The 25768-nt window shown below is 41.0% G+C and carries 24 protein-coding genes; 13 read left to right on the top strand and 11 right to left on the bottom strand.

Going from position 1 to position 25768, the window contains the following annotated elements; genetic code table 11:
- Window positions 1-90 precede the first annotated feature (90 nt).
- The gene (locus HC000_RS14935) at window positions 91-2169 is read left to right on the top strand and encodes an AAA family ATPase (RefSeq protein ID WP_346010174.1); all 2079 of its coding nucleotides are present in this window, start codon (window positions 91-93) and stop codon (window positions 2167-2169) included.
- Window positions 2170-2300: 131 nt separating this feature from the next.
- On the opposite strand, the gene ltrA is transcribed toward HC000_RS14935, so the two are convergent.
- Window positions 2301-3773, bottom strand: a complete 1473-nt coding sequence (gene ltrA, locus HC000_RS14940; protein ID WP_179808052.1) for a group II intron reverse transcriptase/maturase — start codon at window positions 3771-3773, stop codon at window positions 2301-2303.
- 829 nt (window positions 3774-4602) lie between these two features.
- Between ltrA and HC000_RS14945 the strand changes: the two genes are divergently transcribed.
- The 7 genes from HC000_RS14945 (at window position 4603) to HC000_RS14975 (ending at window position 9047) form a co-directional block, all read left to right on the top strand.
- On the top strand, window positions 4603-5097 hold the full coding sequence (locus HC000_RS14945; RefSeq protein WP_063529968.1) for a GNAT family N-acetyltransferase: 495 nt from the start codon (window positions 4603-4605) through the stop codon (window positions 5095-5097).
- A 15-nt stretch (window positions 5098-5112) separates the two neighbouring features.
- Complete coding sequence (locus tag HC000_RS14950) at window positions 5113-5550, top strand: GNAT family N-acetyltransferase (RefSeq protein WP_063529969.1); 438 nt, start codon at window positions 5113-5115, stop codon at window positions 5548-5550.
- Window positions 5551-6119: 569 nt separating this feature from the next.
- The gene (locus HC000_RS14955; RefSeq protein ID WP_083238643.1) at window positions 6120-6797 is read left to right on the top strand and encodes a DUF4272 domain-containing protein; all 678 of its coding nucleotides are present in this window, start codon (window positions 6120-6122) and stop codon (window positions 6795-6797) included.
- Window positions 6798-6880: 83 nt separating this feature from the next.
- Window positions 6881-7627 (top strand): CPBP family glutamic-type intramembrane protease, encoded by a 747-nt coding sequence (locus HC000_RS14960; RefSeq protein WP_248534802.1) that lies wholly within the window; start codon window positions 6881-6883, stop codon window positions 7625-7627.
- A 119-nt stretch (window positions 7628-7746) separates the two neighbouring features.
- On the top strand, window positions 7747-8112 hold the full coding sequence (locus HC000_RS14965) for a glyoxalase superfamily protein (RefSeq protein WP_024592045.1): 366 nt from the start codon (window positions 7747-7749) through the stop codon (window positions 8110-8112).
- Window positions 8113-8212: 100 nt separating this feature from the next.
- Window positions 8213-8593 (top strand): hypothetical protein, encoded by a 381-nt coding sequence (locus HC000_RS14970; protein WP_024592043.1) that lies wholly within the window; start codon window positions 8213-8215, stop codon window positions 8591-8593.
- A 166-nt stretch (window positions 8594-8759) separates the two neighbouring features.
- Entirely contained in the window at window positions 8760-9047 is a 288-nt protein-coding gene (locus HC000_RS14975) for a hypothetical protein (protein WP_024592042.1), read from the top strand.
- Window positions 9048-9488: 441 nt separating this feature from the next.
- On the opposite strand, the gene HC000_RS14980 is transcribed toward HC000_RS14975, so the two are convergent.
- The 10 genes from HC000_RS14980 to leuS all read right to left on the bottom strand — a co-directional run bounded on the left by HC000_RS14980 (window position 9489) and on the right by leuS (window position 20421).
- Window positions 9489-10652, bottom strand: a complete 1164-nt coding sequence (locus HC000_RS14980; protein ID WP_011327711.1) for a serine hydrolase — start codon at window positions 10650-10652, stop codon at window positions 9489-9491.
- Window positions 10653-10966: 314 nt separating this feature from the next.
- Window positions 10967-11740, bottom strand: a complete 774-nt coding sequence (locus HC000_RS14985) for a septal ring lytic transglycosylase RlpA family protein (RefSeq protein WP_041454376.1) — start codon at window positions 11738-11740, stop codon at window positions 10967-10969.
- Window positions 11740-12846 (bottom strand): rod shape-determining protein RodA, encoded by a 1107-nt coding sequence (gene rodA / locus HC000_RS14990; RefSeq protein ID WP_011327713.1) that lies wholly within the window; start codon window positions 12844-12846, stop codon window positions 11740-11742. The genes HC000_RS14985 and rodA overlap by 1 nt, the downstream gene beginning before the upstream one ends.
- Window positions 12843-14711 carry a penicillin-binding protein 2 gene (gene mrdA / locus HC000_RS14995; RefSeq protein WP_011327714.1) on the bottom strand — a complete coding sequence of 623 codons (1869 nt, stop codon included), beginning with the start codon at window positions 14709-14711 and terminating at the stop codon, window positions 12843-12845. The genes rodA and mrdA overlap by 4 nt, the downstream gene beginning before the upstream one ends.
- Window positions 14712-14719: 8 nt before the next feature.
- Window positions 14720-15190, bottom strand: a complete 471-nt coding sequence (gene rlmH, locus HC000_RS15000) for a 23S rRNA (pseudouridine(1915)-N(3))-methyltransferase RlmH (RefSeq protein ID WP_058372938.1) — start codon at window positions 15188-15190, stop codon at window positions 14720-14722.
- 42 nt (window positions 15191-15232) lie between these two features.
- Window positions 15233-15550, bottom strand: coding sequence for a ribosome silencing factor (gene rsfS / locus HC000_RS15005; RefSeq protein ID WP_011327716.1), 318 nt, complete (start codon window positions 15548-15550; stop codon window positions 15233-15235).
- A 92-nt stretch (window positions 15551-15642) separates the two neighbouring features.
- A complete protein-coding gene (nadD, locus tag HC000_RS15010) occupies window positions 15643-16287 on the bottom strand; it encodes a nicotinate-nucleotide adenylyltransferase (protein WP_041454377.1) in 645 nt (214 codons plus the stop codon).
- A gap of 15 nt (window positions 16288-16302) precedes the next feature.
- Window positions 16303-17340 (bottom strand): DNA polymerase III subunit delta, encoded by a 1038-nt coding sequence (gene holA, locus HC000_RS15015; RefSeq protein WP_011327718.1) that lies wholly within the window; start codon window positions 17338-17340, stop codon window positions 16303-16305.
- Entirely contained in the window at window positions 17340-17831 is a 492-nt protein-coding gene (lptE, locus tag HC000_RS15020; RefSeq protein ID WP_011327719.1) for an LPS assembly lipoprotein LptE, read from the bottom strand. Before lptE ends, holA begins: the two co-directional genes overlap by 1 nt.
- Before the next feature lies 1 nt (window position 17832).
- Complete coding sequence (leuS, locus tag HC000_RS15025) at window positions 17833-20421, bottom strand: leucine--tRNA ligase (RefSeq protein ID WP_179808053.1); 2589 nt, start codon at window positions 20419-20421, stop codon at window positions 17833-17835.
- A 232-nt stretch (window positions 20422-20653) separates the two neighbouring features.
- Between leuS and HC000_RS15030 the strand changes: the two genes are divergently transcribed.
- The 5 genes from HC000_RS15030 to HC000_RS15050 all read left to right on the top strand — a co-directional run bounded on the left by HC000_RS15030 (window position 20654) and on the right by HC000_RS15050 (window position 25680).
- The gene (locus HC000_RS15030; RefSeq protein ID WP_179808054.1) at window positions 20654-21112 is read left to right on the top strand and encodes a hypothetical protein; all 459 of its coding nucleotides are present in this window, start codon (window positions 20654-20656) and stop codon (window positions 21110-21112) included.
- A 76-nt stretch (window positions 21113-21188) separates the two neighbouring features.
- Window positions 21189-23612 (top strand): AAA family ATPase, encoded by a 2424-nt coding sequence (locus tag HC000_RS15035; RefSeq protein ID WP_011327722.1) that lies wholly within the window; start codon window positions 21189-21191, stop codon window positions 23610-23612.
- Window positions 23613-23614: 2 nt separating this feature from the next.
- On the top strand, window positions 23615-24091 hold the full coding sequence (locus HC000_RS15040) for an FKBP-type peptidyl-prolyl cis-trans isomerase (RefSeq protein ID WP_011327723.1): 477 nt from the start codon (window positions 23615-23617) through the stop codon (window positions 24089-24091).
- Window positions 24092-24234: 143 nt separating this feature from the next.
- Entirely contained in the window at window positions 24235-24750 is a 516-nt protein-coding gene (locus HC000_RS15045; protein WP_089367971.1) for a hypothetical protein, read from the top strand.
- 141 nt (window positions 24751-24891) lie between these two features.
- Window positions 24892-25680 carry a hypothetical protein gene (locus HC000_RS15050; protein WP_011327725.1) on the top strand — a complete coding sequence of 263 codons (789 nt, stop codon included), beginning with the start codon at window positions 24892-24894 and terminating at the stop codon, window positions 25678-25680.
- Window positions 25681-25768 lie beyond the last annotated feature (88 nt).

The following is a 25768-nucleotide window of genomic DNA, read 5'->3' on the forward strand; positions in this document are numbered from 1 at the left end:
GTGCCAGCCTGAGCCCGATATCGACAGCTTGTTACCCTGGAATTTTAAAACATAGGTGTAGTTCGCTAGACGCTCACGATATTCAGTGGCGTGCCACTGAAAAAAAACTCATACAAAACTAACAGTGGCAAGTATTACGTCACCATCAAAGCTGATCCAGATGCCATCCCCGTTCAACCAGCCCTCGGCCAACACTGGTCGGTTAAAGGCCATCGTTTAATAGAAGAAATGGAAACGGGTGATTACGTGATGCAGCAGCATACCTATGAATCACCAGAACACATCGAATGCAGCCTGCCAGAAACGGGTGAACAGCTTATTCGCTTTATTGCCAGAGAAAGTGATTTCAAAGGTATCGGTGAAAGTAAAGCTAGAGCACTCTGGGAACTGTTAGGAAAGGATTTTCACCCAACGGTTGGAAAAGACACTCATGAATCAAGAGAGCGCCTTAGAAGTGTCCTGAGTGAAGATTCTATCAATGCGTTATTTGAAGGTTACGCCAAATATAAAAATCTGGCCTACTGCAACTGGATGACCGAACACAAGATACCAGCAAGTATTCAGCAGCGCTTATTGAAGCATCATGGAGAAGAGTCCATTGAGGCTATTAAACAAAATCCGTATGTCCTTATTGGGTTTGGGATGTCGTTTACGGATGTCGATAAACTGGTTAATTTTGACCAGTTTAAGATCACAGCTTGTGATCACCGCAGACTAAGTGCCGCACTTGAAACCGCGATTCGCAAAGAGATTGAAAAAGGCCACACCTATACAACTCAAGCGTGCTTACGCCCATACCTAACCAAATTGCTCAAAGATAAGGAACTGGTGACGGAAGCGTTTAAAGCAGGTCACAACAAAGCGCAATACATCCTAAACCCCGACACTGGCTCTTATCATCCAACTGCCCAGTTGTTGATGGAAAATGTCGTTGCCAAACGACTTAAAGCACTAGCTAATCAAAACAACCTTTATGACGAAGTTGCAAATTCTGCATATTGCTCTTCGGTTGGTGAATTACCATACGAGCTAACCAAGAAGCAGATTGAAGCAGTGACAACGTGTTTGGATAACGCCGTGAGCTGTATTACGGGCGGAGCTGGCACAGGTAAAACAACGGTACTTAGAACCGCACTTCGAGCCTACCATCAAATGGGATTTGAAATACATGCGGTCGCGCTGAGTGGCAGAGCCGCTATGCGCTTGCATGAGTCAATTGGCTTTATCACCTCAACTATCGCTAAGTTATTACGTAGAGAGCCTATTGAGCCAAGTTCAGACCAGCCAAAGCATTTACTGGTAATAGATGAAGCCAGTATGATTGACTTACCGACCATGTATCGCCTTGTTAATCACACTCATCCCTCTGTACGATTGATATTTACTGGCGACCCTGACCAACTTCCACCCATCGGCTGCGGCAAGGTGTTGGCAGACATCGTTGAAGCGAAAACGGTGGCTAATACCATGCTAGATATCGTCAAGAGACAGGAAGGTTCAACGGGTATCCCCGAATACTCAAAACTCATCAATCAAGGTGTGATGCCTGACCAATTAAGCACAGGTGCAATACACTTTCACGAAACCAGTAAAACAGACATTGCCAAAGTCTGTTGCGAACTTTACCAAGAATCTCCTGAAAGCAGTCGTGTCATGGCTCCAACCAAGGCGCTCGTAACAGAAATCAATAAACTCATCCAGCAAGCGGTCAACCCAAACAGTGACAGCCTTGAGTTTGAAATTAATGGTGACAAATTCTTTTTGCCACTTCGCATGAATGATGAGGTGTTATTTACGCAGAATCATTACGACAAAGGCATTCAGAACGGCTCACTTGGTATGCTAACCAACGCCAAACCTTCTGGTGATAGTTACGGTGAAGTGACGCTAGATACAGGTGAAAAGGTCGAGATAACACAATCCGTTCTCGACTGCATGGAGTTGGGTTACGCAATCACCCTACATAAAGCTCAAGGGTCACAGTTTCCACGCATCATCATCGCTCTGCAAAATGGAAGAATAGTAGATAGAGCATGGCTCTATACGGCAATCACGAGAGCTGAAAGTGAAATCCATATCGTTGGTAGTAGCGATGATATGAAGCAGATCACCGAGGCACCTAGTCACTCTCACAAGCGGAATAGCTATCTGAAAGAGCTGCTGGGTTAGCAGTTTCAAACTCGTTTTTGTCGGATAGACGACACCTGTTACCAAGTGTCGCCCTCCTAAGAACCGTACGTGCAACTTTCACTGCATACGGCTCAAGCCTTCACGAAGGCACCTAATTGGTACCCAGCAACTTATAAAGCAGCGAGATTAGGTTCATTCCAAGAGTTGCGGCATTGCCTCTTTGCTTTTCTCTTTGCCAAGTATTCTTGGTATAAAGGATCAAAAGGCGTAGCTTCACTCCTGATTTTCACATGTCTCTCTATTGGCACCTTAGCTATTTGAAATAGATTAAACTGACAATCCATGTTCATGCTCTTCTGCCAACCGTGAAATTGCCATTGGCCTCGACGGTTGATAAAGTACTTCATGGCGATCCAAGTTTTTGATTTTGTTGGATGACGCCTTTTAGCCCAATGCCATAACGCTAGAAATAGTTTGTGACTCACATATCCGAATACTTGTTTGGCAACGCAATGTCGATAGTAATTCGACCAGCCCCTGAGTTTCGGATTTATCAACTTGATTAGATCGTTAACGGGGGTGGTTGCGTGCTTTTTAGTGAGTTCGCGCAAGTTACTCAGAAATATTAACGTGTTAGATTTACTCGGTTTAATGAGCAGCTTTCCTTTGTACTTCCTATGGTTAAAGCCTAGGAAGTCAAAACCACGGCTAATGTGAGTAATGTGCGTTTTCTCTTCGGAGAGCGTTAAGCCTCTGTGTGCTAAGAAGTCAGCAATCAACGGTTTGATATCGTTCTCCAGCACGTCCTTTGAAGTGCAAGTGACGACGAAATCATCGGCGTATCCTATAAAGTTGGCTCTCGCCCCATTTTTAAGTGCGGTGGACTTTATGCGTTGCTCAAGACCTACAAGAGTCATCAGCATCAAGGTTGGAGATATGATCCCGCCTTGTGGTGTTCCCTCGTCAGTGCGATAGAACAGCCCTTTGTCCATAAAACCAGACTTTAACCATTGTTCCAACATTCGTTTATCTACAGCTATATTATTCATAAGCCATTGATGCCCAATCTTGTCGAAACAGGCTTTGATATCTCCCTCAAGAACCCATTGCGCGGATTGCTTTTTACTCAAACAGAGAAAACACTGAGCAATAGCATCAGCAGTGCTTCTATTGCGCCGAAAGCCGTAGCTATTTGGGTCAGCAAGTGTTTCTGACACAGGCTCTAGTGCAAGAAGATGAAGCGCTTGTAGCGCTCTATCGACCATGCACGGGATACCCAAAGGTCTGAGCTTGCCGTTTTTCTTAGGGATGTAGATACGCTTGAGCGGTTTGGCTTGATAAGCCTTTCTGCTCAATTGATTGACTGCTTTCATGCGGCGCGTATCCGTATTCCAGATGACGCCGTCTATTCCGGGCGTTTTACTGCCTTTGTTTTGTGATACTCGCTTAACAGCAAGAAGTTTTGCCGAATGCGAGTGAGTCAGTATCCACTGCAACGCTTTCGCTTTGCCGTGTTTACTTTCTCTTGTTGCTTTTGCAATACGCATCTGAAGCTTTAAAACGTGTGACTCAACAGTTTTCCAATTTATGGATTGCCATTGAGCACTGTCAGGAGAGGCACTAATCTCTTTTGAAATCATCATTTGCGTTTCTCCTTGAATAAAGTTCTTCAAATTCTCTTGCAAAGGAAGACCAGTCGGAAGTCAGCTCACTTTCGTGCCAGACAGACGTCTGTATCTGCATCATTACAATCCAGCCTTTGCTTTCTCCAACATCCTCTACCTGCATCACTATCGGCTATATAAGCTTTCCCAAAGGGAGTGATACAGGCTTACCGTGTTCCGTATGTTGCGCAATGTCAGGTTAGATGCCCGCTATAGTGCGGAGAGTTCAGTGATCACGAAAGAGCATGGGGCAATCTCTTTCCGACTCTCGCGCCTTTTGGCTACAGCGTATTAACCACTTCCGCTGTTTCATCGTATAACGCACCTTACGCGGATTCACTTATGTTCATCATACTGACTGCCTAGCACTCACCCGATTTGTGGTTATCAGGAGGATCGTCCTCTCACGATTAAGATCCCGATTGGCGCATACCAACCTTCGTTACATTGTCAGAGCCGCTACTTTATTCAGGCTCCTAGGATCATCTGGTGATACAGATGGTTCACTCATTAAGCGGTGAACAGCGCTTCATACGACTTCACGTCGCACGCCCCAAAACGTGTTAAAGCAATTATTCTATAGGTCGGCTTTGAGCGATAAGCGGTCATTCAGGTGAGTCGTCCACAACTTAGTAGGAATAACAGAAAACTTTCCTCTTTTTTACATGTTTATATATGCCACAGAAAGCATAATATTCATATCTGGCAATCACTTACGTTATTTGCTATTAATATAAGTTAATAAAATAGTGACGTTTTCGAGCTAAAATAGGGAAAATGTCCTCTGATAAAGTTGTTGGATATAAAAATGAACATAGTACTACGAAAATTAACCAAAGTAGATTCACCCGTATTTTCAATGCTTTGGCAATTCTATCAATATCACCAAAGTGCTTTTGATAACGAAGATATCAATAGTTCTGGCAGATTTGATATTGATGAAGAATATCTTAGTGATGTCGCTGCTGATGAAGAAGATTGTGACGCTTACTTAATCTTTGTTGAGGGCAATATCGCAGGGTTCATTACTGTGGAACCAACAGAGATAGTAGAACGTGAAATGCCTGAGCTGTCAGATCTTTTTATCTTACCTAAGTATCGAGGAAAAGGTATCGCTTTGTATGTTGTCCGCCAGTTAATGTTAGATAATTCATTAAATTGGCATGTAGCCGTTTATGAAAAAGACCGTGAAGCATTAAAGTTTTGGGATAGACTTTTTTCGATATTACCAATCGTGAATGTAATAAAAGTTGAGCCATCTGAGACTGAAGGCTTTCATGAATTTGTGATTACAAATAAGTAAAATATGCAGGATGCGATGAATATCACACTGGAAAACGTTACAAGTTCAAATTATGAAGCCGTATGCGACCTAGACGTCACGGATGAGCAACAGGACTATGTTGCGAGCAATATATGGTCGTTGCTTGAGTCACATTACTGCCACGGGCATACTTGCAGAGCGATCTATCAAAACGATAAACCTGTCGGTTTTTTGATGTGGGTATCTGAAACGCCTGCAAAAGTGTCTGTTTGGCGCTTTATGGTGGATCAAGGTTTTCAAAAAGCGGGTATTGGTAGGGCTGCGCTAAATTTGGCCCTGAATGAAATCAAATCCAGTGACAAAGTAAAAGAAATCGAAATTTGCTATGATCCTGAAAACCCCGTAGCCAAAGGTTTTTATTCAAGTTTTGGCTTTCAGGAAGTGTGGTTGGATAAAGATGGTGAAGACATATTGGCAGTTATTAAACTGTGATCTTTAACAAAACGCCGCTTTGCGGTTCGACTCGAAACATGTTGCTTGCGTTTGTGACGGGCGTTCTTGACTGTCCGCTTACAAAGCAAAGTGAACACTTAAGCCTTCAGTAGTTGAGTTTTAAATCCCGCTATATACCGCACTCAAGTATCCCAAAATGCGAATGTCGGCTCTTTGTCTGAAACGGCAACGGAGAAACCAGTATTTGACTTTCACCTTCTCGTTCAAAGCCGCCCTTAAAGTATTTACGGCAGAAACGAGTTAATCATGAATGGCTGCTCATGGCACTTTTGCGAAGTTCGGCTGTGAGCGATAATCGGTCATTGATACTGGCTAAATATCGTCGTTAATAGATTGGTTAAACTGCTCTTTGCGCATATATTCATGAAAATGAGCGCCGAGCGCATATTGTTCTATTTAACTTTTCTTTAAAGTTTTAGAAAACTTAGTGATAGTAATACCTTAGGTTATTTGTTAAAACTATATAATGTAGAAAAATGAGCGTAGCGTCGGCAGAAATATGCGCGATGAGCGCACTATTAAATTGTTAAGTATCTTTAGGAGGTTGTTTGTTCTGCACTAACTGCGACAAAGAAAGTGATAGTCTATCGTTAAAAGATCCTGTGTGTGATTGCTGCGGATTTGATAATTCATACGTTTTACAGTTGATTGAAGAGAATGATGACGAACTTGAAACGGAAGACGAAATCCGCAGCAGCGTTGAGTGCGCTCAACGGAGTGTAATCCTTTTCGGACTTGTGTCAGCAGGTAATGGCGAAGATCGCGATGCAATTGTAGCTTGGCTAAAAAAAGAAGCTCTTTGGGAGTACGTTACCGAAGAAGAAAAAGCATTTTTTGAATCTCAACAGCTCACTAAGCGAAGTGTTATTAATGCTACTTGGAGAATAGAATCATTGGCTATATTGCTATGGGCGCTCTACAAGCTACCAGCATTCAATAACTTCAGTGAGTTATGCGATCTCGACGCTATAAAGAATGCTTGTGACTTTTACTTGAAAGAATCCAAAAATTTTATAGAAAACGCTGAGTTACGTTCAGATGATGAGATATTTGATGCAAATGAACTAATTTATGATTCTCATTGGAAAGTTAGAGACGCTACAATCAATCATCAACCCATACCAGTAGAAATAGATTCAAGTATTGTGCAAGAGAGACATCATGCTATAAATTGGCTGATAGGTTACTGTGGGCAGGAATGGGATGAAATTACGACAGATACTTAACAAAGAAAATGAAGACGGATACCTGGGAAGAGCACCCAGCTACCGCTTATTTTGGTGTTATAAATCATCATAAGGAAGTGCTCGTGTTAGAATTTAGTTTATCGTTTCTCTCTCATGCAGGGTTTATTTTTGTTATCGTTTTGACTTTAATTAAAATGAAAAAGGTAACCATAAATTTAAATTGGGGAGCCTTGTCTCTTGTTATATTTTTTGGTTATTTTCTTGCCGTTTTTACAGGTAGTGAGCTAATTCCTGTAAATAGAATCATTCCTGATTTAAGTTTTAACTGGGGTGGTAAAATCACCGCTATTCTTCTATGGATCGTTACTTTATTTTTACTGATACACTTAAATGCTAACTTTAAAGCTGCCGATGCAGGCTTTAGGCTTAAGCAAACAACAGGATCAATTAAGCCAGCTGTTATCGTTACTATATTATTTGTTTTTTTACAGTTAATACTTTCTACCATTCTAGGTGAAGGACCTAATTATGATTTTGAAAAGTTAGTATATCAAGCAACAATTCCAGGGTTTGATGAAGAACCTATGTTTAGAGGAATTATTCTTTATACTTTTTCTCTAGCTGTAATTTCTTCTCGTATTAATATATATGGAGCCCAAATTAATATTGCAGGTTTACTATTAGTTTTATTGTTTGGTTTACTTCATGGGATAATGTACAGCGGCGGAGAATGGCATTTTTCTATTATATCTTTATCGATTACAGGTGTTTATGGCTTTATTTTATTATGGTTAAGAGAGCGTACAGGGAGTTTGGTCTTTCCAATAATTGCTCATAACTTAGTCAACTTTTCAGGTTTGTTTGTTTGATTTATAACAAGTAAATAAACTAGGACACGCAACAGTTGGCCGCGCTTCGTTCCTCGCACATTATAGCCAACTATTACTTAGCCTGTTATTTGGGCGTTATGTGTAATGGAGTAGATGGCATGGAGTTTCAGACGATCCCAATAATGCGGATTTTCGATGAAGATAAAGCAAAAGAGTTTTACCTTGGCTTTCTCGGTATGGAACTAGATTGGGAGCATCGTTTTGAGGATGGTTACCCAATTTACATGCAAGTTTCGCTTGGCGATTTTGTTTTACATCTGAGTGAACACTCTGGTGACTGCACACCGGGCAGCAAGGTCTTCGTTAATGTAAGCAATCTTGATCAACTTTTCGCACAAGTTACTGCAAAGCCTTACAAATACAACAAACCAAGCATTGAAGATGCCCCTTGGGGTGCAAGGTGTTTTACCGTAACAGATCCGTTTTCAAACAGGATATTGTTTAATGAATCAGCAGACACATAACAATCAAATTTTATCGCCAGCAAAAAGCGCTGGCTGCGACGTCAACCCGCTGCGCGGCTTTCCGCGCTAAATTTGGGCGTTATGTGCTCTAAGGTATCTCATGCTCTCAATCACCAGTGAAGATAAAGAGAATCAACTTAAAAGTTATTGTCAGCATTGGCTGAGCTTATTAGCCACAAATCAATTTGAAGACGCAGAAAAGCTCATTGATATAAACAATAACTATGGTGTTGTATGGGCAGAATCTGAACTCAAAGACGCTGTGCATGATTACTTTGGTAGCGATGCCCCTGTGAGTTTTCAAAACGAAAATATAGCGAATTGTTACCCTGAGTTTTTAGAAACCGATTCAGGCTCATTGATCTTCGGCTTTTATTTACCCGCCAATGGCGAGATAACCGACCTAACTGTTGAATTTGAGTTTGTACCAATTGGGAACAACAATTATGCTGCAACAATCAACGATGTTCATGTTCTGTAGCATGTACGCACATAACAAGCGCCAGCACATCGCGCCTGCGGCGCTGGACTCGCAACAAGTTGCTCGCCCGTGTGGCGGGCGTTAGCTTTGCGGAGGCTTTATTGACATTTTAATATTAGTTATCGCCTCAGTATTATTCTTTGTTTTGGTTATAAAGTTGGAATCAATGATTCCCATCAACTTTTTGGACAAAGCAGAAAGAACGTTTAACGACCTAGGTGCAAACGTGCAGGTAAGAACAAATTCTTACTCTCGTTTTTATAACACCAAAGGACGATTGGTAAAAAAGTCGGATATAGCAAAAATCCAAAAAGCGGGTTGTCTTACACTTTTTACATTATCGGATAACGCAATCGATATTACGGTGCATCCAGCTAATAAAGATACTGTGTTTGAAAAAGCTAAAAGTATATTTAAAGAGGCTCAAGTTGTTGAAATTGATATACAAAGCTAACAAACCAATTATTCCGACCTCAACTCGCTGCGCTCTTTTCGTCGGCATATTGGGGCGTTAGCACTGTCCACTTATGGCACAGAGCCGTCCTTAGTCTCTAACACGTTTATGTCCAGAAACGTGTTTCAGCGGATGGTCAAGAAAAATCATAAATGCCTAGCGAGTAGTGAGCTGTGCGAGCGTCAGGAGTGGCTTTATTATTTTACTTGACCATCATTCCTTAAATACCCTTTTGGCAGGGTGATGGTCTTCACGCAGTGAGACCATCGCCTTGCTAAGCCTTCAGGGATAAAAAAAGCGTACACACCATTATACATAGTATGTACGCTTTATATACCCCAAAGAAGCATTTCCAGTAAAGGGCTGCCACTCACTCACACGCGAATAGACACTGTTTTTACTATATACTCACTCTTGAGGCGTTAATATTGTTTTATGCGGCTATTGCATAATCTGTAAACGTAAGTAGTCATAAATTTTACTAAAGAAGCTACCTTCTTCCACTTCTTCAAGTGTAACTAGCGGATATTGTGCAATATCTTCGCCTTCTAGTTGTAAAAATAAAGTACCTACTTTAGTGCCTTTAGCTAATGGCGCTTCAAGCGTGTTATCTAATTTAAAGTTCGCTTTTAAATTTTTATGCTGACCACGTGGAATAGTAATAGGGGTATCTTCTAAAATACCTAAAGAAACATTTTCTTTATTACCCATCCAAATACGTTGCTCTGCAAAGCTATCGCCTGCTTTGTACGGTGTAATTGTTTCATAAAAGCGAAAGCCATAGTTAAGTAACTTTTTGCTTTCTTCTTTACGTGCGCGCTCGCTTGAAGTACCCATAACAACGGCAATTAAACGCATATCGTTTTTAGTTGCAGAGGTTACTAAGCTGTAGCCTGCATCTGATGTATGGCCGGTTTTAATACCGTCTACGTCTAGGCTTTCATCCCATAATAATGAGTTGCGGTTGTATTGTTTAATGCCGTTATAAGTAAATGACTTTTTCTTATAAAGTGCGTACTCATCGGGTACATCGCGAATAAGTGCGCCGCCAAGTGTTGCCATATCACGCGGTGTTGTATAGTGCGCGTCGGTATCAAGGCCGTGGCTATTAATAAAGTGAGTGTTGCTCATGCCTAATTTTGCAGCGTGGGCGTTCATTAAATCAGCAAAAGCGCTTTCGCTACCGGCAATGTGCTCTGCCATAGCAACGCAGGCATCGTTACCTGATTGAATAATTATTCCGTGGTTTAGGTCATCAACGCTAATTTGTTTACCTACTTCAATAAACATTTTAGATGATTCTGGAAAGTTTTTAGCCCATGCTTTTTCGCTAACCGTAACCATGTCGGTAGGTGCAATATTACCGGCTTTAACTTCTGTGCCTATAACATAACTGGTCATCATTTTAGTTAAACTAGCAGGTGCTAACTTTGTATCAGCTTCACCTTGGGCAATAACTTTACCAGTTGTAAAGTCTACTAAAAAATAACCTTTAGCATTAACTTGAGGAGGTGCTGGAATAATTTGTGCGGTGGCTGAAAATACGGCGGCAGAACAAACTAGGCCGCATACCCCGTTGAGAATTTTATGTTTAATAGATTTCATCATACTCATTAATGGTTAAAGTTAAAGATTTGCGTTAGCCCATTCACATACCCAAACTACCCCTAGATGCGGGCGTCGTTGGAATTAAAAACGATTTAGGCAAGGCATTGATTACAAATAATAGTCACTCTATTGTTCAAATCAATAACGCAGTATAAATCGTTTTTAAACCAACCTCCAGGGCGTTTCACTGGAGCTTACTCTCTGTGTTGTTACTTTTTAAAAGGGATTACCATTTCAGCAAAGTAACGCCTAGATATTAAGTCCCAGTGCAACGCTGAATTCTGCATCTTGGGGTGGTTTGGGTATTAGTCTTACTGAGTGTAAAGCAAGAACGCGTTTTTAAATTGGTTTTGTTTTAATTGTGTTAATACTTGCTGTGCATGCTGGGCGTCTTTAATTGGCCCTAAATGCAACCTGAAAATATCGTCTTTTTGCACGATATTAGTGGGTAATTTATAATCGAGGCGTAAACGACTAGCCAGTGCTTCAATATTTGCTAGTGTACTACCTGCTGCTACCTGAATATAGGTTAAATGCGCAGTCGAATTGTCAAGCGTAACTGCTTCAAGCTTAACCTTGGCTGTACCATGGGTGTAATAACCTAGTTTGTATGCGGCTGCGTAGGATAAATCAATCACTCTATCTTCATGAAATGGGCCACGGTCATTTACGCGCACAATGACAGATTTATTATTACTGGTATTTGTTACTTTTACAAAGCTAGGTAAGGGCAGTGTTTTATGAGCGGCGGTCATGGCAAACATATCGTATATTTCGCCATTTGAAGTATGATAACCATGAAATTTACGGCCGTACCACGATGCAATGCCTTCCTCTGCATAACCAGTCTCGTCAAGCATAGGCGTATAACTTTTACCTAATACGGTATAAGGCCGGCTTGCGCTGGCACTTTTAGTAACTTTAACCACTACAGCGTCTTGCATTTCTAATGTGGTAGGCGCACGTAATGGTGCAGCATCATGGCGCATGCTGTAGCGACTGCTTGGGGTGTTATTTGAGCTACTACAAGCACTTAAAAGTATTAGGACAAAGCTGATAGTAAAAAATCGAGTATAAAATTGCATTATTTTAAAAGCATCCTTTTATCAGTTGCAATAGACATAATAATGCCAAAACTGGCCATCAGCGTCACCATAGACGTACCACCATAACTTATTAGTGGAAGCGGTACACCTACAACGGGTAATAAACCCGATACCATGCCTATATTTACAAACACATAAACAAAAAATGTCAGTGTAAGTGAGCCAGCTAATAACTTGCCAAAGGCATCTTGTGCATTAACGGCAATGTATAAACCGCGGCCAATAATAAATAAATATAAACTGAGTAAAATACACACCCCAAATAAGCCAAATTCCTCACTTAACACCGAAAATATAAAGTCTGTATGGCGCTCTGGTAAAAATTCAAGTTGCGATTGCGTACCCTGTAACCAACCTTTACCTTCAATGCCACCAGAGCCAATCGCAATTTTAGACTGAATAATATGATAGCCAGAGCCAAGCGGGTCGCTTTCAGGATCTAAAAAAGTAAGTACTCGTTGCTTTTGATAATCGTGCATACCATAGTGCCAAAAAGGCCATGCAGCGAGTGCTACGATAGAGCTTAAAAAACCAATTAAACGCCAGCTCAAACCCGATAAAAACAATACAAAAACACCTGAGCTGGCAATTAATATAGAAGTGCCTAAGTCGGGCTGCTCTTTAATTAGTAGCGTCGGTAGCATCATAATTACAAAACCAATAATTAAATGCAGTGGGCGAGGGGGTAAGTGATTACGTCCTATATACCAAGCAACCATCATGGGGACTGCAAGCTTCATTAATTCAGATGGTTGAAAGCGAGTGATACCTAAGTCTAGCCAGCGCTGAGCACCTTTAGAACTCACTCCAAATAATAACACTCCAACCAGCATTAATAACCCTAAGCAATAAAGCGGTATAACTAAGCGCTTTAAAGTAGCAGGAGATAGCTGCGCTAATACGAACATAGCTACAATTGCACCGCCCATACGCGTAATATGGCGGATCATCATGGCGTTGTCTTGGCCACTGGCGCTGTACACAATAGTGATACTACCGACCATCATTATTAGCAGCGCAATAAATAAGGGTAAGTCTATATGTAGGCGCATCCAAATTGAGCGTTTATCGTGCAAAGCGGTCATGGGATGTTATTCCTTGCAAGATTAACGGGGTTGGCTGCAAAGTAGTAATCCATAAGTTGCCGGGCAATTTGCACACCACCATGGTTATTTTCTAATATTACAGACACTACAATTTTGGGATCGTTATACGGTGCAAAACCAATATAAATAGTGTTGTCGCGTTGTCGCTCTTTTAACGCATCAGCATCGTAGCGTTCGCCTTGAGCAATACTTACTATTTGTGCTGTGCCCGTTTTACCAGCAGAGTCATAATTAGTCCCTTTAAATGCTTTATGCGCAGTACCCGATACTTTTTTTACTGTGTTGTGCATTGCATCTAAAGCAATTTGCCAATGATGAGGGTTTTTTAATATTACAGGGGGCTTTTCTTCATTATTGATTTGTATAATGTCGTTATCTTTTTTAACGACTTGCACTAAATGTGGCGGATGGTTAATACCACGGTTTACTAAAATGTTTGTCGCATTTGCAATCTGAATTGGAGTGGCGGTCCAATAGCCTTGGCCTATGCCTACAGAAATAGTGTCACCACGCCACCATGACTCTTTAAAGCGATTTTCTTTCCACTCTTTTGAGGGCAGTATTGCCGTAGTTTCTTCATGAATATCAATACCAGAGAGTTCACCAAAGCCAAAACGCGACATAAAGTTACTTATTTTAGTAATACCTAAGCGATAAGCTGCATCGTAAAAATAGGTATCGCACGACTCTTCAATTGCTTTGTATACATCAACATGACCATGACCCCAACGTTTCCAGTCGCGCCATTTATGCTCTACATTTGGAATTTGAAAAAAACCAGGATCCCACATAGAAGTACTTTCGCTGACTATATTCTCTTCTAGGGCTAAAATAGCCATATGTGGTTTTACAGTAGAGGCAGGTGCATAACGACCTTGAGTTGCACGATTAATTAACGGGCGGTCTGGGTTTAGTAAGGCTTTATAGTTTTTGCTGCTTATGCCGTGCACAAATAAATTAGGGTCGTAACTAGGGTTAGAATAAAGCGCAAGTACACCGCCATCTTTAGCGTCCATAACGACAATAGCACCACGCATATCTTTAAGCGCATGTTGGGCAATTTGCTGTAAACCAATATCGAGTGTGAGTACTAAGTCGCTCCCTGGTTGCGGGGGGAGCATGCTTAAAGTGCGAATTATTCTACCGCGATTATTAACTTCAACATGCTGCGAGCCCACTTGGCCATGCAAGAGTTCTTCGTAATACTTTTCGATGCCGAGTTTGCCAATGTCGTGAGTGGCGCGATAATTTGTAGCTTGATCTTCTTGAGTTAATTTATTTAGCTCTTTTCTGTTTAATTTAGCCACATAGCCCAGTGCATGGGTAAGGGTATCGCCAAACGGATAATAGCGGGCGAGGCGAGCTTCAATACTAAAGCCCGGAAATTTATGTTGGTTTACTGAAAATTTAGCAACTTCTGTTTCATCTAAACGTGCTTTTAGTACTTGGCTTTTAAAACGCCGCGTATGTTTTATATCGTCTAAAAAGTCGGTTTTTTCTTGCTCGCTTATGGTTATTATTTTACTTACTTGTTCAAGCGATAGCGGCAGGTCTGCAACATCTTCAGGAATAACCTCAAGATTATAAACGGGTTTGTTTTCGGCAAGTAATACGCCATTGCGGTCGTAAATTAAACCTCGGTTAGGCGCAATTGGAATAACTTTAATACGGTTGTCGTTGGAGCGAGTTTGGTAGTTTTGATGATCATCTACCTGAATTTTATATAAATTCGAGAGTAAAATAGCAATTAGAGCTAATATAAAAATAAAACCCACAAACGCACGCCGTGCAAATAAGTTTGCCTCTGCTGAATGGTCGCGAATAGTGGGTCTTTGTTTTAACATGGCAAGGATTACTCGCGATGATAAGGATGGTTGTTATTTAAGCTCCAGCCTCTGTATAGGCTTTCAGCAACAATAATACGCACCAAAGGGTGCGGTAAAGTTAAGTTAGATAACGACCATTTTTGCTCAGAGGCAGCAATACACTCTGGTGCAAGTCCTTCAGGACCGCCAATAAGTAAACTTACATCGCGGCCATCGAGTTGCCATTTTTCCATGTTTTTAGCAAGTTCGTGGGTATCAAGTGGTTTACCTGTTACTTCTAGAGTAACAATACGGTTGCCTTTAGGAATAGCTGCTAAGGTTTTTTCACCTTCAATATGTAAAATGCGTTTTATATCTGCATTTTTACCACGTTTTCCGGCTGGGATTTCAATCAGTTCAAGTGCCATATCTTTAGCAAAACGACGTTGATACTCTGTAAATCCGGTTTCTACCCAAGCTGGCATTTTTGTACCAACGGCAATCATTTGTATTTTCACGTGTTACTTCCAAGCCTGTCTAAAATAAGTGGGTGTTTATTACTAGCCCCACAGTTTTTCTAGATCGTAATAGCTACGTGCTTCGTTTTGCATCACGTGTACAACCACATCACCTAAATCAACCAATGCCCATTCACCGTCGCTTTGGCCTTCATAACCTAAAGGTTCTTCACCTGCGTGGCGAGCCTCTTTTGCTAAATTATCAGCAATTGACAGAACATGACGTTTAGATGTGCCAGAGCATACAACCATGTAGTCTGTAATGTCTGATGTTGCTGTTACGTCAATATGAATCACATCGCGTGCTTTCATATCTTCAATTTTATCTATTGCAAAAGCGAGTAGTTGTTTCGAATCCAAGGTTTTGTCTCAATTTTAAATTTAATAGCGTGCATTTTAACATGCTAGGGGTTTTATACCAATGACTCTTGCAGAGTATTCACTTGTCAAGGTTAATTAGTATTATCATCATTTTGGTAAAGCGCATGGCGCTCTATATACAGACTCACTGCATCGGGTAATAGTTCATTCTTTTTATTAGTATTTTTAAGTTGTTGGCGAATATTACTCGATGCTGCATCGAGCATTTCACCGGGTAAAAAATAAAGTTTACCGGCAACCGTATGTGAAAGGGTTTTTGCATTATTAACTTGCGCTTGTTGCATATAATGCTGTAAATGGCCACTAACAGCACATTGCTGCCCAGGGCGTTGATACACCACAATATGGCAAAGTTGCGTGATTGCTTGCCACTGATACCATTTATCGAGGTTATTAAACGAGTCCATGCCAATTAAAAACACAATTGGCGTGTTTGGATGCTGTGCTCTTAATTCTTGTAAACTCAATAAAGAATAAGAAGGCCCAGTGCGGTGCAACTCTCTTAAATCGAGTTGAAAAAAAGGGTAAGGCGCAATTGCTGCATTGAGCATAGCTACTCGGTGCTCGGTGCTAATGCCAGGAGCCATTTTGTGGGCGGGCAGTGCGCAAGGCATAAAGTACAACGTATTTAAGTTAAGTGCATTTACGCATTGCTTTGCCATATTAATGTGCCCCAAATGAACGGGGTCGAAAGTGCCACCAAAAATTGCGATCATGTTAAATTCTGCATTTTAATTAACAGGATGACATGGCAGCGAAATATTCAGCGGTTGGCAAAACTTAATACAAATATGCGCGAGTGCTTGATAGGGCGCAATTAAGTTACCTTGTTTGTAGCTGGCGTCAAATATTGCAAGCTCAGAGCTAATTTGCTCAAGGGTATGAATACTTAACCTGTTTATAGCACTTTGTACTGGCGCTTGTTGGTTTTTCCATATTGCTTTTTGCTTAAATAAATTAGCAATGGGCTCGCCATTAAGTAAACCAATTTGCACATCAATTAAGGTGTTAAGCTCCTTGGTTATTGCCCATAAAATACTCACCACTTCGGTGTTATCGCTGGCCAGTTTATTCAGCACTTTTATTGCTTGTTTAGCTTGGCCGTTTAATAGTGCGTCGCTTAAATCAAAAATATCAAACTTGGCTTGATTTAATAGCCCTTGCATTACTAATTGTTGTGTAATGAGCGCATTGGCGTGTAGTAATGAGAGTTTTTCGAGTTCTTGAAAACACGCCAGTAAATTACCTTCAGTGGCGCTAATTAAACTCAGCTTTGCCTCATTTTGCATATTAAGAGATAAACGCTGGCATTGCTCATCTAACCAACGCTTTACATGCGTACCGGTAAGCGGATAGCAAGGTACAAATAAACCGTGTTTATCAAGCGCTTTAAACCAAGCACTGCGTTGTACGTCTTGGCTGGCTTTAGCGCCTTTAATAATTAAAATGGTATCGGGGTTTATTAGCTCAATAATTTTTTTAAACGTGTTGCTGCCAATAATTCCTGGCTTTTGCTGGTTTAAATCAAGCTCAATAATAGTGCGGGCGCTAAACAGCGACATACTTTGATATTGAGCTATAATTTCTTGCCAATCAAAACCTTGCATTAAAGTAAATTTAATTACTTCATCAAAGCCTTGCTCTTTAGCAATTGCGCGAATTTGTTGTACACATTGCGCTTCTTGAAAAGGCTCTTCACCAAACACTAAGTAAAAGGGTTTTAAGCCTTTTTTTAGTTCACTCGGTAATTGATTAGCGTAACAGCGCATTATAGTTGCGACAACTCTCTAAGAATACGACGACTAGCTTGTTGGCGTATTTCGCTAATAAGGAGTGCAAGCTCTTTTGCTTTGGCTAATGCATTGTCAGGATCGTCTTGATAATTACGATATAACTCAAAGCGCTTTTCTATTGGCTCAGCATTAGGACGATTGATCACAAACGCAACACTGTAAGTAAGTTCGTATTCTGCTACTTGGCCATTTTGAAACAACGACAAGGTTTGACGTTCAAGCTGATCTTTAAATAAATAAAGCTGTGCCGACTTTTTACTAGCCGCAACTAGTTTAACGTCACTGGCAATAAGCTCACTTTTTAAGGCGCTAAATAACGCTGACTTTTCATCGTCGCCAATGAGGGTTATTTGTTTTAGATCGTCTGGCAAGCTAGAGGCTTTTTTTAAATGAAAGCCACAGCTAGTTAATAAAAAACAGACTAGCACTAAGGCTAGTCCGTTTTTAATGGCGTTAAAAGCGGCCATATTAATTAGCTACCACATTAAGCAGTTTACCCGGTACGTAAATAACTTTACGAACGGTAACGCCGTCAGTGTATTTAGTTACGCTTGCTTGTTCAAAAGCGAGTGCTTCTACTTGCTCTTTTGTGGCATCGGCTGCAACGGTTAGTTTAGCGCGTAGTTTTCCGTTAACTTGAATAATAATTAACTTTTCATCTTCAACCAAAGCCGACTGATCAACCTCTGGCCATGAAGCGTTAACTATATCGCCTTCTTTACCTAGCTCTTGCCATAATTGGTGCGACAAATGCGGCGTAATAGGTGCAAGCATAATAAGCATTGCTTCAAGCGCTTCGTTAGCTATCGCTACATCTTGCTTACTATTTAACGGTGCTTTTAATAGTTTATTAGACAGCTCCATAATTGCCGCAATAGCAGTATTAAAGGTTTGACGACGTTCAACATCATCACTCACTTTAGCAATTGCTTTGTGTAAATCGCGACGCAGTACTTTTTGCTCGTTATTTAATGCTGTTTTATTGAGTGGTTGAAAACCAACTGTTTTAACATCAACCGCGTATTTCCACACACGTTTTAAGAAGCGATGTGCCCCTTCAACACCCGCGTCAGACCATTCTAGCGTTTGCTCTGGTGGTGCTGTAAACATCATAAATAAACGTACAGTGTCGGCGCCGTATTGTGCAATAACATGCTGTGGGTCAATACCGTTATTTTTCGATTTTGACATTTTGCTCATGCCAGATGAAAACACCGGGTTACCATCAACTTTATGCCATGCTTTAGTTACGCGGCCTTTGTCGTCTGTTTCGGTATTTACGTCGCTTGGCGAAATCCAAATATCAGCCCCTTTTTCATCTTTACGATAAAACGTTTCGGCTAATACCATACCTTGACAAAGTAAGCGGTCAAATGGCTCGTCTGAATCAACTAAACCAAAGTCGCGTAATAGTTTATGGAAAAAGCGCGAGTACAATAAATGTAAAATAGCGTGTTCAATACCGCCTATGTATTGGTTTACTGGTAACCAATAGTTAGCCGCTGTTGGGTCTAGCATGCCTTCGTCATGACGTGGGCTACAGTAACGAGCGTAATACCAAGACGATTCCATAAAGGTGTCAAAGGTATCGGTTTCATGAAACGCTGGTGCGCCATTCATGGTGGTTTTTGCCCAGTTAGGATCAGCTTTGATTGGCGATGTAACGCCATTCATTACTACGTCCTCTGGTAAGCGTACTGGCAGCATCTCGTCGGTTGCAGCAAGTTCGTTACCGTCTTCGTCGCTAAGCATTGGAATTGGTGAACCCCAGTAACGTTGGCGGCTTACGCCCCAATCACGCAGGCGGAAGTTTACTTTACGCTCGCCCACACCCAAGGCTTCTAACTTATCGGCAATGGCATTAAATGCCGCGTCAAAATCAAGGCCGTCAAATTCACCCGAGTTAACCAATACACCTTTATCGGTAAACGCTTCTTTGTTTAGGTTTACTTCAAGGTCAGAGCCCGTAACTGGCGCAATCACTTGTTTAATATCAAGGCCGTAGGCTGTTGCAAATTCAAAGTCACGTTGGTCGTGTGCAGGCACTGCCATTACCGCGCCTGAGCCGTAATGCATTAGTACAAAGTTAGCGATCCAAATTGGTACTTGCTCACCAGTAAGTGGGTGAGTAGCAAAAAAGCCAGTTGCTATGCCTTTTTTCTCCATGGTTGCCATGTCGGCTTCACTTACTTTGTTGTTTTTACATTCTTCAACAAACAGTGCCACAGAATCGCTATTTTTAGCCGCTTCTTTAGCAATTGGGTGGCCTGCAGCAACCGCTACATAAGTCACACCCATAAAGGTATCTGGACGCGTGGTATAAACGCTAAATGTTTCGTTGTTATCAGTGCGTTTAAATTCAATATCACACCCTTCAGAGCGACCAATCCAGTTGCGCTGCATGGTTTTAACTTGTTCAGGCCAATCTTCTAACTTGTCTAAATCGTCAAGTAGTTCTTGTGCGTAGTCGGTAATTTTAATAAACCACTGTGGAATTTCTTTTTGCTCAACCACAGCGCCCGAACGCCAACCGCGACCGTCAATAACTTGCTCGTTAGCTAATACAGTTTGATCTACCGGATCCCAGTTAACCGTCGACATTTTTTTGTACACTAAGCCTTTTTCGTACAACTTAGTGAAAAACCATTGTTCCCATTTATAGTATTCTGGATGACAGGTGGCAATTTCGCGATCCCAGTCATAACCAAAACCTAACTGCTTAAGTTGGGTACGCATGTAGTCAATATTCTCGTAGGTCCATTTTGCAGGGGCTGTTTTGTTTTTAATAGCCGCGTTTTCTGCAGGTAAACCAAACGCATCCCAACCCATAGGTTGCATTACGTTTTTGCCTTTTAAGCGCTGAAAGCGAGATACAACGTCACCAATAGTGTAGTTACGCACGTGACCCATATGGAGTCGACCGCTCGGGTAGGGGAACATAGAAAGGCAGTAATACTTTTCTTTGCTCTCATCTTCCGTAACTTTAAATACTTTGTTTTCTTCCCAGTAACGTTGGATTTTTGACTCTATTTTTTGAGGGTTATATTGCTCTTGCATCTACGGTTCCAGACTTCTTACGACTAATAAAAAATTAGCTCTAGGATAACCCAAATAAACCGCTATTTATAGCGCCATAAACACGCTTTTATTAAATTATAACTTTCAGTGCAGGTTAACCTATACTTTTGTAAGCTAGTTGCTGAAAAGCATAGGTTAAAGGTTGATTTAACAGCCCTAATAGGTTCAACCTACAAATCTAAATATGCCCTAAATTTGCAGGAGTAAGAAAATGGCTGACTACAAAACATGGCTAAACGATTTAACGCTTTGGTTAAAAGATGTAAAAGATCATGAATTAAAAGAGGCGGTAAAACGATTTGTTGAATCTGAGCAGGCACTTAAAAATTTAGGAGAAGAAAAGTATCAACTTTATCGTAACTACTTAATGCGCGATTTAGAACACTTGCAAGAGCACGAAACCCACTATAATTCGCTTGCATGGCAAGAGCTTAAAGAATCATTATGGTATGAGCTTTCGCACATAGAAGACAAAACACAGCTAGAGTGGAACTCACTTAGCCAAGATTTTAAGCACAATGGCATATATCACGTAGGCGAATGGATAGCCATGGGCACATTAGTATGTAAGAATTGTAACCATAGTTACGATGTTTATCATGCTACGCAAATAACACCTTGTTTAGAGTGTGATGGAATCTATTTTAGCCGTAAGGCTTTGCAACCCTAAATATAAGTATTAAGTGGCTGCAGGCCACTTAATACGCCAAAAGCCAGTGAATACGCTGGTAAACAAAGAAGTTAGAATGACGAAAAAATTACTGCCACTACCTGTATCAAAGCTTGCGCCGAGCATTTCTACTAGCCACGTGCATACTTGCATGAGCAACCCATACCCAGAGCATTTTACTTTTATAGGCCAACAACGGGCGCAAAGTGCATTAGACTTTTCACTCGGTATGGATTTACCTGGCTATAACGTATACGTAATGGGCGAAGCTGCACATGGACGTTTTACCCTAGTAAAAGACAAACTAAAAGAGCATGCCAAAGGCAGAGTAACGCCTAATGAGTGGTTGTATGTAAATAATTACGACGACCACCGCGAGCCTATCGCACTGTTTATGCAAGCTGGGCAAAGTAAAAAGCTTGCCGATGACATTGATGCTTTTATTGACGAAGTGCTCGACACCTTTCCTGCCGCATTTGACAACCCTGCGTACCAGCGCAAAAAGAAATCCATAGACCGTGAATTTAACGACGCCTATGACGGTGCTATTACCGCGGTAGAAATTGCGGCGCTTGAACAAAGTGTGGCGCTTATTGAAGAAAAAGGCGTAGTAGGCTTTGCTCCATTAATAGGTGGCAAGCAGCTAAGCGATAATGAATTTTCGCACCTTGAAGATGAGCTACGTGAAACCTTTTTTGAAAGAATTGAAAAACTCGAAGACACATTAATAGAAGCACTTATTGAGCTGCCGCGCTGGAAACGTGAATCTACCGAAAAGCTACGTAACCTTAAAAAGTCGACTGCCGAGCAAGCAACTAAGCCCTTATTAAAAGACTTAGAGCATAAATATGCCAGCCATATTGGCGTGCTGCGTTATTTAAAAGACATTCGCGTAGAAATTATTGACGCTGTGCTTGAGTGGTTAGACGATGAAGGCGAAAGCGAAGAAAACAAAGAAGACTTTGATCGCAAAGGCATGCTTACTGACTTTTTTGCGCCCAATATTTTAGTTGAGTTTAAAGAAGGCGACGCCGCTCCTGTGGTTTACGAGCCTAACCCAACGTTTGGCAACATATTTGGCAAGGTTGAGTACGCTACCTCACAAGGCTCGCTTATAACTAGCTATCGCTCAATTCAGGCCGGCGCATTGCATCGTGCTAACGGTGGCTATTTAATGATGGACGCCGAAAAAGTAATGGCTAACCCACAAGTGTGGGATGGTTTAAAACTATCGCTTAAAACCCATCAAATTAAAAATGACTTACCGTATCAAGATAGCGTTGTAGGCAGCAGTTTTACGTTGCGCCCGCAGTTAATTCCGCTAGATGTAAAAATAATATTATTAGGCTCGCGCGAGCTGTACTACACCATAGGTGAGTACGACGAAGAATTTGCTGAGCTGTTTAGAATACTAGCCGACTTTGACTACTACTTACCGAGTAGCGATAAATTACAGTACCAATTTATTACCAAAGTAACTGACTATTGCGAGCACGTTTTAAAATGCACCACTACAGAAGCCGCAATGGTGCGCTTGCTCAAATTTAGTTATCGCCAAGCCGAGCATCATAATAAACTCTCTGCCCGCTTTGCCGATGTGTTAGAGCTGGTAGCCGAAGCAAGTTATTATGCCAAACAAGACAAGCTAACGGTTATAGACGCTCATCATATTGACGAAGCCATTGAAGGTAAACAGTATCGTACTGGGCAAATTAGCGAAAACATGCTCAGTGATATTAAAGAAGGGCACACCCTTATTGCCACGCAAGGCCAAGCCATAGGCAAAGTAAATGGTTTAACTGTACTGCATATTGGCGATACCTCATTTGGTACACCTGCGCGTATTACGGCAACAGTTTATGCCGGTGCCGATGGCGTTTTAGATGTAGAGCGCGAAGCCGAGCTAGGTAAAGCAATTCACTCTAAAGGGGTAATGCTACTTACCGGCTATTTAGGCAATAAATACGCGCAGCACTTTAGCTTAACGCTCAGTGCAAATATTGCAATTGAACAAAGTTATGGCTACATAGATGGCGATAGCGCGTCACTTGCCGAGTTATGCGCGTTAATTTCGGCTATTACTAGTTTACCACTGAGTCAATCAATTGCGCTTACAGGCTCAATTAACCAACATGGCGATGTACAAGCTATTGGTGGCGTAAACGAAAAAATAGAAGGCTTTTTTAAACTGTGTAAAATGCGCGGTTTAACTGGCGAAGAGGGCGTGATCATTCCTAAATCTAACCAAGTTAACTTAGTGTTAGATGAGGAAATACTTAATGCAGTTGAACTTGGTAAATTTAATATTTACGCAGTAGAGACGGTAGATCAGGCACTTAACTTACTGATGGATTTAGAAGCTGGCGATTTAGTTGACGGGCACTATCCTGAAAACTCAGTAAACGGCCTAGCCTTAGCACGACTTAAAGATATTGCAGACATTGTAAACGGCGATAGCGAAGATGAAAAAGACGCAGAACCAGAAGAGGAAAAAAATTAACTATGCTTAATATAATATTAGCGGTAATTATCGCCATATTTTGCTTTTTAATATTTAAAAACAGCAAAAAAGCCAAACAACAAGTGGGTATTAACGCGCAAATAGAAGCTGATTTTTTGGCAGCTAATGCAAAAGTAGATGGCGTACAAGAGACCGCTTCAGGCTTGCAGTACAAAGTATTGCACCAAGGGCAAAGCGATGACAAGCCTAACCCCAAAAGCATGGTTAATGTGCATTACCACGGTACGTTAATAGACGGCACAGTATTTGACAGCTCAGTTGAGCGTAAAGCCCCTATTAGCTTTGGTTTACATCAAGTTATTAAAGGGTGGACCGAAGGTCTGCAACTTATGAGCCCCGGCGATAAATACCTACTTTATGTACCGCATCAACTGGCTTACGGTGAAAAACGTGTGGGCAGCATTCCACCGGCATCACTGCTTATATTTGAAGTTGAGTTATTGGCTATTGAGTCGTAATATTATTTTAAGTAATAATTACTTAAGCCCTGCTTTCATAAAGTGGGGCTTTTTGCTTTTAGCCAGCCTGTAAACGTTACTCAAGAATTTTAATGTTAGGTCGATACCTATAATAGTGACAAAGCTATTTTAGGGATAAAGTAATGAAGATTTCACCAGCGCCCCCTTTACACCATGCATACAGCCTTAATACTCAGCCTTTAACACAACCAGATAAGCAACTTGCTGAAGGTGAGACAGAGGCTGAGCCAAAATATGTTTTATCAAAGTTCTTAGACACTAAAGCACAAAAGTACAGGGAAGATAACGCAACGTTTGGCGATCAATATAAAAACCTAGAAAAAGTGTATAAGCACTTTTTAGGGCGGGTTATTGCATTGCAAGAGCAAATTAACAAACTCAAACAAAGTCCAATTCAAAGCAGTTTAACCATAAATAGCACCGCAAATGAGCCAAATAAAAGTGATGCTAGTTTAGCTATTGATGTTGAGCATTTAGGGTCTAAAAAATATAAAAACTCACAACAACAAGAGCAAATAGATATACTAGAGCGGCAATTAGGGGAGTTAAAATCAGAGCAAGCAGCAATAAAACAACAAATGGTTGAGCTGGTTATGAGTGAAATGAAAAGACGAGGCGATCACGACTATAATGTTTAGCGTTAAGGCAGGTTGGTGAATCAGCCCTTAACTTAATTTTACTTACTTCCAGTTTAAATTTACCGTATCTTTAAAGTATAACTTTGTTGAGTACGCTTTAAAAAGTACACCCAAATAATGGCCAGTGGAATTTACTAAATTATGTTCGAAGATGAATTACTTTATGGATACAGCAGTGTATTAATTGCAGTTACATTGTTTATTGCGATCGTTATTTTTAACGAAATAGGCTTTAGAGCAGGGCGGTTTATTCAAGGCAGAACCGACAGTGAGGTTAAGACGCTAACGGGTTCTATTCAGGGCAGTATATTAGGTTTGTTAGCATTACTACTGGGTTTTACATTTAGCATGTCGATGCAACGGTATGATAACCGCAGCATGGCGTTAATAGATGAAGCAAACACAATCGGCACAGCCATATTACGGGTTGAATTACTGCCACAAGAATACAAAAAACAAGCCAATGAATTATTTAAAGAGTATGTAGACTTACGAGTTGCTATAGGCCAATTAGATTTAACCAAACACGCGCAGCGTAACGACTACAATAATAAAATAGCCAACCTACAGCGTCAGTTATGGTCATTGGCTATCGCAGCCACAAATGTTGACCCAAGGCCTGTAACTACAGGAGCGTTTGTAAAATCGCTTAATGATGTAATAGACAGCCAAGGAAAGCGAAATGCTTTATTGCAAATGCATGTACCTGAGGTGGTATTAATACTGCTCTTTATTGTTTTTATTTCGTCTGGCGGCATTATGGGTTATTCCGCAGGACTAAGTGGTAAGCGAATGATTGTGCCCATAGTATTGGTTTCTTTGTTAATTACTTTAATCGTATTTATTATTATAGATTTAGACCGGCCAAAGCGCGGGCTTATACAAGTAGATCAAACGGTAATGATTGAGGTTTCAGAAAATATTAAATAGTAATAAAGAAGTAATGCCGATCAGTTAAGGTTAATTGATCGGTTGACCGATCTAAATGATCGTGAATAATCCGTAATTAGTTTCGCTA

It is taken from the genome of Pseudoalteromonas sp. MIP2626 (assembly GCF_013414205.1).
GTDB lineage: Bacteria > Pseudomonadota > Gammaproteobacteria > Enterobacterales > Alteromonadaceae > Pseudoalteromonas > Pseudoalteromonas nigrifaciens.